The following is a 13058-nucleotide window of genomic DNA, read 5'->3' on the forward strand; positions in this document are numbered from 1 at the left end:
CGCCAATGTCCAGAAAAAGAAAGCGCAAGAAAACTTAGAATTTGCGTCAGGTGATGTGGTAGTCTGTGCGGGAAAATGTTCCGCGTCGCTTCGCCGGCCGACACGATGCCCAAGACGAAACAAGAGAAACAGATTGCCGTGCTGGTCGATACCGCGACGGGTTGGGGCCGACGCATGGTTCGGGGCATCATCCGGTACGCTCACCAGCGTTCACACTGGCATTTGTGGATCGAGGCCCGTGGCCAAGATGAATCGCTGCACCTGCCGCCCGGCTGGTCCGGCGACGGCATTCTGGCACGTGTCGCAACGACAAAACTGGCCAGAGAACTGCAATCCGCCAGGGTGCCGATCGTCAACGTTTCATCCATCCAACTGGGCAGCGTCGACTTGCCGCGGGTGACCAACGACGTGGTCGGATCCGCCGAATTGGCGGTGACCCATTTTGTCGATCGTGGCCTCAAGCACTTCGGTTACTGTGGGCCACACCGGATTGCGTGGGTCGGTCTGCACTGCGACACGTTCGTCGACAGCGTGCAGCGTTCGGGCAGCGATTGCTTGGTTTATCGACCCAAGCGTGGGACGGGCACCGGTTGGGAAGCCAGGCGAGCCGACATGGCGCGGTGGGTTCAAGCATTGCCAAAACCTATCGGGATACTGACGTGGGCCAACCGCATCGGACGCGAATTGATCGAGGTGTGCCGAGAATGTGGGATCTTGGTGCCCGAGCAAGTTGCCGTTCTGGCCGGCGACGACGATGACTTGCTTTGCGAAACATGCAGCCCGCCGCTGTCGGGGATCCAGGTGGATTCGGAACAGATCGGTTATCGGGCCGCTGAGGTTTTGGATCGGATGATCGATGGCCGGAAACCGCCCAAGGGAGCGTTACGCATACCGCCGCTGGGCATCCACGCACGGCGATCGACGGAAGTGCTGGCGATCGATCAACCCGACTTGGCGTTGGCCGTTCGCTTCATCCGCGATCACGCTTCCGAACCGATCACCGTCGCGGATATTTTGCAAGCCGTTCCGATGTCGCGACGTGAATTGGAACGCGAATTTCAACGCGTGCTTTCACGCTCGCCGGCTGCAGAGATTCGTCGCGTGCATCTGGAGCGGGCCAAAGCGTTGTTGGTCGATACAGACCGAACCATCCCCGAGGTCGCCGATCGTGCCGGCTTCGGTTCACCCGAATACCTGTCCCAAGTTTTCCGGCGTGAATTCGGCATCACGCCACTCAAATACCGAATCCAGATCCGCGGCGGCTAGTAATTCGCAAATAAGGGGACGGGGGGGATTTCGGGGGTTGTTGGGGCGGGGCGCTACTTTCGCGGAGCGAAAGGCGACTGTGTTCGGATTAAGGGGACGGGGGAAATTTCGGGGGGTGTTGGGGCGGGACGCTACTTTCGCGGAGCGAAAGGCGACTTTGTGGAGACGCGTTTGAGGTTGCGGCGAGGCGATTGGCAATGACAGATGGGGCTTCAGCCTTGCAAGCACGTCAAGAATGGATGCAACAATGTCCGGCAACTTCATATGACTCGTTTCGAAAACGCCTATGCTACCTCTCAATGTTGGTTGCCCGGCCATTGGAATTCGACACGTTCCAAATAGGGCAATTGATTGCCTTGGTGTTTTCCAATCTCGATTCCCCAGCTGATTGGCTCGGCCTTCAGGCTGCCAGTGAATGCATCGGGACGATACGAACCTGCGGCTCGAGGACCGTCGATGACGTTGTGAGTTTTGGCGAAATGGACTCCGTCTTCGGAATGCTGAACCGAGTTCTTCAGATCTTCGGGCCCCGTCACACCAATCATCGCCGCGACACCCTTGCCTTGCGGCCAGTTGAGAATTGCGTGATTACCTTGAATGACCGGATTCGATTTATGCTTCTGGTAGGGACCTTGTGCCGACCGAGCGACTGCCAGGCCCATTTTTGTCTCGTGAGGTGATCTTCCGAATTGGCGACCTTTGTAATAGAGGAAGATCTTTCCGTCTCGGATCATCGCGCAGGAATCGTCAATCAACAGGCTGTCAAAGTCGTCAATATTGTCGCTGTTGCGTAGGATCGGATTGTTGCTGAGTTTCTGCCAAGGTCCGTCGGGCGAATCGGCAACGGCCAAGCCAATTTTCGAATCGGGCATTCCTTGCTGAAACGGATGCGAGGTGCCCGTGTAGAACAGCCAATAGCGATCTTCGGCGATTAGGATTCCAGGAGTGAACACACTGCCAAAGTCCCAGGCTCCCGCTTCTCCTTTGCCGATCGCCTGTCCTTGTTCCGTCCACTCGATTCCATCGGGTGAGGTGGCGTACCAAACCGTTGCGTTATAACCCGATTTGATCGGCCCTCTGGAGTACCAGATGTAGTAGCGGTCATCCACTTGGATGATATCGCTGGGGTCGCGGCGGCAAACGCCTTCCTCGATGCCGATACCCGAAATTGGGATTCGTTTGACGGTCACTGTCGGGAAAACTTGAGCACTTGCGATCGAGGTGCAAAAGGCGCACAACAAAAGCGAGATGAGAGTGATGGGGGTCACTTTGTTTCCTGCAGATCTGAGCGATTCAAAAAGTTGCATTCTTGTCCATGGCGGGCGCTACTTCCGCGGGGAAAGGCGACGATGGGGGACGGATGACAAAGCGCTGGCTTGCTGTTGATCGATCAGTGTACCGGTGTTTGTTGCCCCAGATAGTTGCCGTAGGTGATCACGAGCGTCGATGCGACGATGATCAGCATCCCGATGTGCAGGATCCGTTTGGATAGCTTTCCGGCGTTCTCCCATTCACGGAACACCGTGCCGAAAATGTTGCTGAACAGGATCAGCATCGACATGTGCAGTCCCCAGCTGGTGAACCCGTATGTATCGCCCATATTGGCATGCCCCATGCCATAGAAGAAGAACTGGAAGTACCAGAACGTCCCACTTAGTAGTGCCATCAAGTAATAGAACGCCAGCTTGCCGCCACCTTGGCCGGGCAAGCGGAACAGCTGGGACCCGGTGCGGTTGCGGCGAAACAAAAACACACACCAAATGAAGTTGGTCAAGAATGCGCCGCCGTTGGAGAACGGATAGATCGCGTTCATCTTCATCAAGTCGTTGGCTCCGGCGTCCAACGCGGCTTGTTCAATGGGCTGGCCGGCGAGCAACGCGAAGTTGAACACCGCTGACAGCGTTCCTGCGATGATTGCCAACGGAACGCCGGTCTTGAATGAGAACTGTGATGGCACGTCGCCTTGCGATTTTTCACGAAGCGCACCGGCCCAACCACAGAAGAAAATTCCGACCAATGACAAGAGGATGCCCGCCAGGACAATTTGCCCGGGCAGGGTCGAAAACTTGTCAAAGATCAACCACACGAATCCTTCGTTGGGTGTCCAGATCAACGGAAAGATCGTGCCCAGACCGGCGGAGATGCCGATCGCGATCGCGTAATTCAGCGAAAACCCGATGTAACGAATGCCCAGCCCGAACGTCAGACCGCCGACACCGTATATCGCGCCCAAGGCGAAGGACCGCAGCATCGCGTCGGTGGGGCTGGCCGCCAGCACGTCCATATAATTTGGGATCGTGAGGAATGCGCCGACGATGGGCAAGATCAGCCAGGCAAAGGTGGCTTGCGAGATCCAATAGCTTTCCCAGGCCCAAAGCTTGGTCTTCTTTTGCGGGGTGTAGCAACTGGACGACGAAAGGGCGCCGATGCTGTGCAGGGCGGCGCCGATGACCGGGTCAGCCATTGTCAGTCGCCTTCTTGTTCACGATCAACAGATGGTCGCACACCAGAACGGTTTCGCCCTGCTGGTTCTGTACGTCCAGGTGTTCGGTCACGATTCCAACGTTGTCGCGTTTCTTGTGGTCCTTCTTTTCGGAGATCGTGACCACCGTATGCAGCGTGTCACCGATGAAGACCGGTTTGATGAACCGCAGTCGGTCATAGCCATAGCTCATGCCCTGCGGGTTGACGACCACGGCGGTCAGCCCGACGCCGACGGAAAACGTCAGCGTGCCGTGCACAATACGTTGCCCAAAGTCCTGGGTCTCGCACCACTGGGCGTCCATGTGATGGGGAAAGAAGTCGCCGGTCTGGCCCGCGTGCAAGACAATGTCGGCTTCGGTGATGGTGCGTCCCAGCGTCGTCCGGGAATCACCCACCTGGTAGTCTTCGTAAAAGATCTCCTGGAACACGTCACATGCCTTTCAAAAGGGTGGTGATTTGGGATGCCGCATCTTGGATGGTGGGCAGCAAATCGGTTTTGATTTCGGTCTTGCTTCGTTTCTGAATGCAGGGAACGGCCAGGACCGCGTTTTCACCCAGCCAAGCGTCTTCCAGCAAAACGTCGACGTCCAAGACGCCGGGTGTCAGACGGCTGGGGACGGTCATGACCTTCTTTCGCTGGAGCGACAGCAATTGCTGCTTGAGTTCGGTTTGTTGTGTCTTGTTCAACGCTTGGAAATCGCTCAGCCCTGCCAGCCAGCCGTCACGTATCGAGGCGGGAAGATGCGCCAACAGCATTTTGCCGGCGGTCGTGTCGATCAGGCTGTACGTCGTGTCTTCGCTGACGTTCAGCGAATGCATGTGCGGGCTGGGTTGGTTGTAAATGACACGCACGCGATCGCCTTCGCGAATCGACAAGTGGCAGGATTCACCGACCTGTCGAGCCAACGCTTGCATCGGAGCCATGGCCAGTTCGCGAAACCGCACATGAGCCGGGCAAGTGTGGGCCAAGCGGTACAGTCGCATGGTCGGGCTGTAGCCGCTGGTTTCGGGATCACGTTGGACGTATCCGCGTTGTTCCAGGCAATTCAACAGACGAAAGACCGAACTGACCGGACGCTGCATGCGGCTCGCGATCGTCTTCTGCGACAGCGGCAGAGGGGAATCCATCAGCAGTTCCAACAGGTCCAAACCCTGTTCGAATGCCGGGACGCTGTACTTGGCCGTTTCCGACTTGGCGGCGGCGGGAGGGGCGGAATCCTGCACGTCTTGGTGTTCCCTAGGTGAAAAAGTAATTCACAGTGTAGAAACGCGGCTTGACCGCCGTCAACGGAGCGAGTTCAATATAGGGAAAGAAAATTCCATATGCGGAAAATGAGCGTGGGCCTGCGAGAAGGAAATTCAAGCCCGCCAAACCAATACCTGAGGCTGTCACGGTCATGTCCGATTCGCCGATTCTGTTGAAAGGGATCACCTGGAACCACACTCGTGGTTTCGTGCCGATGGTCGCGGCGGCGCAGCGGTTTGCTGAACGGAATCCGGGGGTGACGATCGATTGGGAAAAACGCTCGTTGCAAGAGTTTGCCGACCAGCCACTGGAAGATTTGGCGGCACGGTTTGATCTGTTGGTGATCGATCACCCTTGGGCGGGCTTCGCCGCACAGCATGGAATTCTTGTGCCCTTGGACGATGTCCTGCCGGCGGATTTCTTGATGGATCAAGCCGTCAATTCGGTCGGAGTCTCGCACGGCAGTTATCGCTACGCCGATCGCCAGTGGGCTTTGGCAATCGACGCGGCCACGCCGGTGGCTTCGTGGCGACCGGATCTGCTTCAGCGTCACGGCGTGTCGGTGCCGCGGACATGGGACGACCTGGTTGCCTTGGCCAAACGTGGCTTGGTCGCCATGCCGGCCATCCCGCAAGACACACTGATGAACTTTTACATGCTGTGTTGTGTTCAGGGATCCGACTTGTGCGAATCACCGGATGTGGTGGTCAACGAAGACTTGGGCGTGCGAGCGCTGGAACAGCTTCGTGAACTGGCGTCGTTAGTGCCTGCGGCGATCTTCGATTGGAATCCCATCCAAGTCTACGAAGCGATGACGCAAAGCGATGACATCGCGTATTGTCCATTCGCGTACGGGTACAGCAACTACAGCCGTGCCGGTTACGCCCGCCGCTTGTTGCATTTCGGCGACGTTGTTTCGATGGATGGTGATCCGTTGCGGACAACGCTGGGCGGTACGGGGTTGGCGATTTCCAGCCAATGCCGACACATGGACATCGCGGCGTTGTTTGCACAGATGGTCGCCGGACCGGAATACCAGCGGACGCAGTATGTCGAAAACGGCGGGCAACCCGGACATCGCAGTGCCTGGACCGATCCGGAAAACAATCGACGCACATGCGACTACTTTGCCAACACGTTGCCGTGCTTGGACCGCGCGTATTTGCGTCCTCGATTCTCCGGCAGCCTTCGTTTTCAAGACCGCGATGGAGGCGGGGCGCCGATCCGACGCTACTTGATCGACGGTGGTGACCCCAAGGCAGTGTTGCAGACGTTGAACGAAATGTATCGCGACAGCAGAAAGGTTGTGCCGTCATGATGCGTCCATTGGAAGGGCTGGTTGTCCTGGAGTTTTGCCAGTACTTGGCGGGGCCGTGGGCCGGGCTAAGGCTGGCCGACATGGGGGCCCAGGTGATCAAGGTTGAACGACCAGGAACCGGCGAAGCGTGCCGCAGTTTGGCAACCAAGAACTTGATGGTCGGCGGCGACAGCCTGGTCTTTCACACGATCAATCGTGGCAAGCAGTCCTTTGCGGCCAACTTGAAAGACCCTGATGATCTGCAGCAGGTGAAGCGGTTGGTCAAGCGTGCCGATGTGATGACGCACAACTTCCGACCCGGCGTGATGGAAAAGTTGGGGTTGGATTATGGCGTGGTCCGGCAATTGAATCCGCGGATCGTCTATGGCGAGGTCTCCGGGTACGGCAAAGAAGGGCCGTGGCGAGACAAGCCGGGGCAGGATCTGTTGGCCCAATCGATGACGGGGCTGATGTATTTGAACGGGCGTCGTGACAGTCCGCCGGTTCCGATCGGTGTTGCCGCCGCCGACGCGATCTGTGGCGTGCACTTCGCGCAAGGCTTGCTGGCCGCGTTGGTGCGGCGGGGGAAAACGGGGCAGGGTGCTTTGGTCGAAGTCAGTTTGGTCGAATCGACCATCGACATGCAGTTCGAAGCATTGACCACCTACCTGAACGACGGCCAGCGTTTGCCCAACCGCAGTCACGGCTTTGCCGCGCATCCGTACCAGGGTGCGCCCTATGGTGTGTACCCGACCGCCAATGGTTATTTGGCATTGGCGATGGGATCACTGCCAAAGTTGGCCGTTCAGTTGCAATTGCCACAGTTGCGGCAGTACGTCGACAGCAGGTCGGGTTTTCAGCATGCCGACCAGATCCGTGACTTGATCGCCGATCGGCTTGCCCGGCACCGTACCGCCGATTGGTTGGAACAGTTGGAGGCCGCGGACGTTTGGTGCGCCGAAGTTCTGACGTACGAACAACTGCGGCAGCGCGACGGGTACCGCGTTTTGCAGATGGAACAGCAAGTTCAGCGGGAAAACGCATCCGTGCGGACGCTGCGATGTCCGATCCGAATCGACGGCCAACGATTGTTTTGTGATTCGGCGGCGCCTGTGGTGGGCGCCGACACCGACACGTTGACGCGAGAATTGCTAAATGCCTGAATCAACGCCTGTCGCCGTCCATCACCAGATCCCCATGCACAACGTGGAGGACTGGATGTATGAAGATTTCCAGATCGGCGACAAACGTCGCTCGATCGCGCGAACGATCTCCGAAGGCGAAGCGATGATGTTCAACGCGATGGTGTTGGACATGCATCCCTATGTTGCCGACCAACCCTTTGCCGAATCGGAAGGCAACTTTGGAAAACGGTTGGTGGCCGGAGCGCAAGTCTTCAGCTATGGCCTGGGACTGATGGCCAACAATAACGTCCACACGTTCAGCTACGGCTATGACAAACTGCGGTTCATCAAGCCTGTGTTCATTGGCGACACAATATATACCATCCGCACGCATCTATCGAAGCGTCCCAAGTACGAATCGATGGGATTGGTGGTGGTCAGCTATGAGATTTTCAAGACGTCGGGCGATGGTGTGTCGGGCGACTTGGTTTTGTATGCCGAGCATTTGCAGACCGTGAAGTATCGTGACCCTTCCCAGTGGACGGACCAAATCGAAAAGTAGTGATATGAAGACGTCAAAAACGACTTTGTCCATCTCCGTGATGGCCGCCCTGGCATTCTTGTTGATGCCGTCGGCCGATGCGGACGACCCGGTCGACGGACCGTTCAAGCCCACTTGGGAATCACTGGAGGCTTATGAGTGTCCGGAGTGGTTCCGTGACGCAAAGTTCGGCATCTATGCACACTGGGGCGTCTATTCCGCACCCAGCGGCAAGACCAACACTGATTGGTATGGCCGCAACATGTACAAGACCGGACACCCGAACAACGTCGAACATTTGGAACGTTTCGGCGACTTGAACGAATTCGGGTACAAGGATTTTGTTCCGATGCTGACGGCGGAAAAATTCGACGCCGACCAGTGGGTGGACCTATACGTCCAGGCCGGTGCGCGGTTCGCCGGTCCGGTGGGCGAGCATGCCGACGGGTTTTCGATGTGGGATTCTAAAGTGAATCCGTGGAACGCGGCACAGATGGGACCGCACCGCGACGTGGTGGGGGAAATGAAAGCGGCGGTGGAAAAACGCGGCCTGAAATTCTTGGTCAGCATGCACCATTCATGGCACTGGGGTTGGTTCCCGACGTGGGATCAAAACACCGACGCATCGGATCCGAAGTTTGCGTCGTTGTATGGCCCCAAGATGACGTCGATCGAGATCCAGGCGCGGTCGTTGCCACACGGATCGGATTCCAATAAGTCGACCTATCCGATGCCGTCGGACGAGTTTGAACGAACCTGGTTGGAAAAGGTCAACGAAGTCGTCACGGGTTATTCGCCTGACATGTTGTGGTTCGACAACCGCATGCAAATCCTTTCGGAATCGGTACGACAAAAGATGGTTGCCCGCTATTACAACCACGCATCGTCCACGGGCCAGCAGCCCGTGCTGACCTATAAACGTCCCGACTTGGCCATTGGAACCGCCACGGTCGATTTGGAACGCAGCCGGATGCCCGATGTCTATCCTGATCCCTGGCTGACCGACACTTCAATTTCTCCATCGACTTGGTCTTACGCGTCGGACATGAAGCTGTATTCGGCCGATCGGATCGTCGACGACTTGGTCGATATCGTCAGCAAGAACGGATGCATGTTGCTGAACATCGCGCCCGCGCCGGATGGTACGATCCCGGCGGATCAGCAACAGGTGTTGCGTGACATCGGCGATTGGCTGCGAATCAACGGCGAAGCCATTTATGGATCGCGTCCGTGGTTGATGTTCGGCGAAGGCCCGACGTCGACGCCGGTGGGGCACCTGGCCGATGTCAAATTCAACGGTTTCGGCAGCAAAGACATTCGCTACACGACCAACCATGGCAATCTCTATGCCATCGCGTTGGATCGACCGGCCGACGGTGAAAATGTGCAGATCGTGTGGCTGGGGTCGTCGACCTATCGCGGGAAAATCACCGACGTCACATTGGTGGGGCACGAGGGAAAGATCCAGTGGGAACGCACCAAGGACGGGCTGATGATTCAGATACCGGAGAAGACCGATTGCAAGTATGCGTATGTCTTCAAAATCGGACGTGAATCATGAAGCCGTTGGAAGACATCCTGGTCATCGATCTCAGTCAGTTCTTGTCCGGTCCGTCGGCCAGTCTGCGGTTGGCGGATTTGGGGGCTCGGGTGATCAAAGTCGAGCGTCCGGCGACGGGCGACATCTGCCGGCACTTGTACGTTTCTGACTGTGAGATCGACGGCGAATCGACGATCTTCCATGCGATCAATCGCAACAAAGAAGGCTACGTTGCCGATCTGAAAGACGCGGGAGATCTTGCCAAGGTTCGGCAACTGATCGCGAAAGCCGATGTGGTACTGCATAACTTTCGGCCCGGCGTGATCGATCGACTTGGGTTGGATTATGCCAGCGTCAAAGCGATCAATCCCGGAATCGTTTATGGCGAGATCAGCGGCTATGGCAAAGAAGGGCCTTGGAAATCCAAGCCGGGCCAGGACTTGCTGGCCCAATCCTTATCCGGCATGACGTGGCTTAGCGGTAATGCCGATGACGGCCCGGTTCCGGTCGGTGTTGCGATAGCGGACATCTGGGCTGGTGCATTGTTGGTGACGGGTGTTCTGGCTTGTCTGGTGCGGCGATCGATTCGTGGCGAAGGCGGCTTAGTGGAAGTCAACATGCTGGAAGCGATGTTGGATTATCAATTCGAACCGCTGACCGTGCATCTTCAAGACGGTTCGCAACCCGAACGGACCGCCACGAACAACGCACACGCGTTGCTGGGGGCACCGTACGGCGTCTACCAGACCGCGGACGGATACCTGGCGTTGGCGATGGCCAGCATCGTTCAGTTGGGCGAACTGTTGGATTGTCAGGAACTGACACGGTACACCAATCCGAAAGGCTGGTACGACCAGCGGGACGAGATCAAACAAATCTTGGTCGACCGCTTGGTCACTCGACCGACCGCGGATTGGTTGGCGATTCTGGAACCGGCAGACATCTGGTGTGCCGAGGTGTTGAACTGGGATCGTCTGATGCACTCCGAAGGATTCCAGGTTTTGGACATGACCCAGCAAGTCACCCGCGGCAACGGAACCGGTTATCAAACCACGTGCTGTCCGATTCGCATCGACGGCCAGCGTTTGAAGGCGTCGCGTGGGTCCTGTGATCTGGGCGAACACAACGAGGCGATCGATCGCGAATTTGCGATTGCAGGTGGATGATCGCCGGCTGAACGAATCTTCCGATCCCCACCGGACTTTCCAGGCAAAGCAAGTGACTGTTGAACGACAAAACGTGCTGCGGGTTGCGGTTCGACGTTTCGAACCCTTTGAACGGTCGATCGACCAAATGTGGTCCGCGTTCTGTGAGTCGACCGGATGCACCCTGCGGATCGAAGCGGTGCCGTTGGACTTGCATCCACTGTACGAGGCCACGTTGGGCTGTGGCGGGCTGAAAAGCGGCGACTGGGACATCGCCCAGATGACGACCGACTGGATTGCCGAGGCGCAGGCGGCCGGCGCGTTGGAGGACCTGCGGCCGATGATCGAAGCGAACCCGCCGGAAGACTTTCCCGGTGGCTGGTCACCGTCGATGTTGGGCTTTCAAGACTTTGGCGGCTGCATTGTCGGCTTGCCGTTTCACGACGGTCCGGAATGCTTGATCTATCGCAAGGATTTGTTCGAAGACGACGGCAACCGTGATCGCTATTTCAAGCGGACCGGTCGCGAATTGGTGGTGCCGACAACGTGGGACGATTTTCACCAAGTCGCACGTTTTCTGACCGATCCAAAGCGGAATCAATACGGAACCGTGGTGGCGGGATTTCCCGATGGTCACAACACGGTGTTTGATTTCGCACTGCATGTTTGGACACGCGGCGGTGAACTGGTGGATCCCGCGACCAACCGAGTGGTCGTGGATTCGCCGGCGGCCCATCGTGGAATGCGTTTCTATCGCGAACTGTTGCAGGATACGACCGCGATTCATCCCGATTGCCGGGAACTTGATTCGGTGAAATCGGGGCTGGCGTTCGCACGGGGCGAAGTCGCGATGATGGTGAATTGGTTCGGGTTCGCGTCGATGAGCGAAGTCGTGGATGAAAGCGTGGTCAAAGGAAAGGTCGACTTGGCCCCGATCCCACATGATCGCGATGGTTCGTCGGCGTCATTGAACTGTTACTGGCTGCACACGATCGGATCGGGGGCACCGCATGCATCGGTTGCCTATGAATTCATTCGGTTCATGGCCAGCCGTGAAAACGACAAACGCTTGACGTTGAATGGTGGAACGGGTTGTCGCAAGAGCACTTGGTGGGATGCCGACGTGAATTGCGAAGTCCCGTATTACCATCGCTTGAAATCGCTGCATGAATTCGCCCGCACGTTGCCGCGACTGGCCAACTGGTCGCAATTGGCTGGCGTCATTGATGACTTGGTCTTGGAAACCATGGATTCGGACAAGCCGGTGGAACAAATCACTGCAGCAGCACAGTCTCGCATCGATGAAATTCAAGGATCCTGATGATGGACATTCAATACAAACCTGAACTGCCCGAAAGCGGTCGTCCGATCATCATTCTTGGCGCCGGCGGGATTGTCAAAGATGCGCATTTGCCCGCGTATCGGCAAGCCGGTTTTCAAGTACACGGCATCTACAATCGAACCATCGCGAAGGCACAAGACTTGGCGGATCAATACGGGATTCCCAACGTTTACGCATCAGTGCAACAAGCGGTCGCCGACGCGCCGGAATCGGTCGTCTGGGATTTGGCTTTGATGCCGCCACAGTTCGTCGACGTTTTGGATCAGTTGCCCGATGGTTCACACGTGTTGATCCAGAAACCGATGGGCGATTCGTGGGAACAGACCCAAGCGATTCGCGATGTCTGTCAGCGCAAAGGGCATCACGCGGCGATCAATTGCCAGTTGCGGTTCGCGCCGTTCGTGCTGGCGACGCGTTGGTTGTTGCAACAGGGTTTCCTGGGGGAACTGCATCACATGGAAGTGCATGTGGAGGTCTTCACGCCTTGGCACCTGTTCCCCCATATCCATCCATTGCCGCGGGTGGAGATCCAGCAGCACAGCATTCACTACGTCGATTTGATTCGTTCGTTTTTTGGCGACCCCGAAAAAGTGTACGCGCGGACGGTAAAGCATCCCAAGCAGCGTGAATTGGCGTCCACTCGCAGCACGATCATGATGGACTATGGTGACGAAGTCCAAGCCACGATCTTGACCAATCACGGTTACGATTTCGGACTTCACAATCAACAAAGCTATATCAAATGGGAGGGAACCCGCGGTGCGGTCAAAGCGAAGATGGGATTGCTGATGAACTATCCCGACGGCGTACCGGATCAGTTCGAAATCTGTTTGTTGAATGACGACCAGCCGCCAAAATGGGAGACCATTGCTTTGGAAGGTTCTTGGTTCCCGGAGGCCTTCATTGGAACCATGGCGTCGGTCCAGCGTCATGCCGAAGGCAGTTGCGATGTCATGCCCACCGGGATCGACGATGTCATGCGCACAATGGCCTGTGTCGAAGCCGCCTATGAATCGAACGCCACCGGCGGATGCGTTGTGGACTACGCCGCGGCAAGATGATCCACTTTTTGG

Annotated in this window: 12 protein-coding genes; 8 read left to right on the forward strand and 4 right to left on the reverse strand. The window is 57.0% G+C overall.

What is annotated here, in order from left to right; genetic code table 11:
• The first annotated feature begins 105 nt into the window (after positions 1–105).
• Positions 106–1266, forward strand: coding sequence for an AraC family transcriptional regulator (locus Mal65_RS12035; RefSeq protein WP_165701221.1), 1161 nt, complete (start codon positions 106–108; stop codon positions 1264–1266).
• Positions 1267–1562: 296 nt separating this feature from the next.
• On the opposite strand, the gene Mal65_RS12040 is transcribed toward Mal65_RS12035, so the two are convergent.
• From Mal65_RS12040 to Mal65_RS12055, 4 genes are all read right to left on the reverse strand, one after another.
• Positions 1563–2456: a family 43 glycosylhydrolase gene (locus Mal65_RS12040; RefSeq protein WP_196784783.1), complete on the reverse strand. Its 894-nt coding sequence runs from the start codon at positions 2454–2456 to the stop codon at positions 1563–1565.
• Between the two features lie 200 nt (positions 2457–2656).
• A complete protein-coding gene (locus Mal65_RS12045; RefSeq protein ID WP_145297742.1) occupies positions 2657–3730 on the reverse strand; it encodes an L-rhamnose/proton symporter RhaT in 1074 nt (357 codons plus the stop codon).
• A complete protein-coding gene (locus Mal65_RS12050; protein ID WP_145297745.1) occupies positions 3723–4178 on the reverse strand; it encodes a MaoC family dehydratase in 456 nt (151 codons plus the stop codon). Before Mal65_RS12050 ends, Mal65_RS12045 begins: the two co-directional genes overlap by 8 nt.
• Before the next feature lies 1 nt (position 4179).
• Positions 4180–4974, reverse strand: coding sequence for an IclR family transcriptional regulator (locus Mal65_RS12055; protein WP_145297748.1), 795 nt, complete (start codon positions 4972–4974; stop codon positions 4180–4182).
• Between the two features lie 173 nt (positions 4975–5147).
• Here Mal65_RS12055 and Mal65_RS12060 point away from each other — a divergent pair, with 173 nt between their 5' ends.
• From Mal65_RS12060 to Mal65_RS12090, 7 genes are read left to right on the forward strand one after another with little or no spacing between them, the layout of a single operon-like run.
• Positions 5148–6314: an ABC transporter substrate-binding protein gene (locus tag Mal65_RS12060; protein ID WP_145297751.1), complete on the forward strand. Its 1167-nt coding sequence runs from the start codon at positions 5148–5150 to the stop codon at positions 6312–6314.
• The gene (locus Mal65_RS12065) at positions 6311–7456 is read left to right on the forward strand and encodes a CaiB/BaiF CoA transferase family protein (RefSeq protein ID WP_145297754.1); all 1146 of its coding nucleotides are present in this window, start codon (positions 6311–6313) and stop codon (positions 7454–7456) included. The genes Mal65_RS12060 and Mal65_RS12065 overlap by 4 nt, the downstream gene beginning before the upstream one ends.
• Positions 7449–7979: a MaoC family dehydratase gene (locus Mal65_RS12070; RefSeq protein ID WP_145297757.1), complete on the forward strand. Its 531-nt coding sequence runs from the start codon at positions 7449–7451 to the stop codon at positions 7977–7979. The genes Mal65_RS12065 and Mal65_RS12070 overlap by 8 nt, the downstream gene beginning before the upstream one ends.
• A gap of 4 nt (positions 7980–7983) precedes the next feature.
• A complete protein-coding gene (locus Mal65_RS12075; protein ID WP_145297761.1) occupies positions 7984–9519 on the forward strand; it encodes an alpha-L-fucosidase in 1536 nt (511 codons plus the stop codon).
• Positions 9516–10664, forward strand: a complete 1149-nt coding sequence (locus Mal65_RS12080) for a CaiB/BaiF CoA transferase family protein (protein WP_145297763.1) — start codon at positions 9516–9518, stop codon at positions 10662–10664. Before Mal65_RS12075 ends, Mal65_RS12080 begins: the two co-directional genes overlap by 4 nt.
• Before the next feature lie 52 nt (positions 10665–10716).
• Complete coding sequence (locus tag Mal65_RS12085; RefSeq protein WP_145297766.1) at positions 10717–11964, forward strand: extracellular solute-binding protein; 1248 nt, start codon at positions 10717–10719, stop codon at positions 11962–11964.
• 2 nt (positions 11965–11966) lie between these two features.
• On the forward strand, positions 11967–13046 hold the full coding sequence (locus Mal65_RS12090) for a Gfo/Idh/MocA family protein (protein WP_145304862.1): 1080 nt from the start codon (positions 11967–11969) through the stop codon (positions 13044–13046).
• Positions 13047–13058: the final 12 nt, after the last annotated feature.

This window comes from Crateriforma conspicua (assembly GCF_007752935.1).
GTDB lineage: Bacteria > Planctomycetota > Planctomycetia > Pirellulales > Pirellulaceae > Crateriforma > Crateriforma conspicua.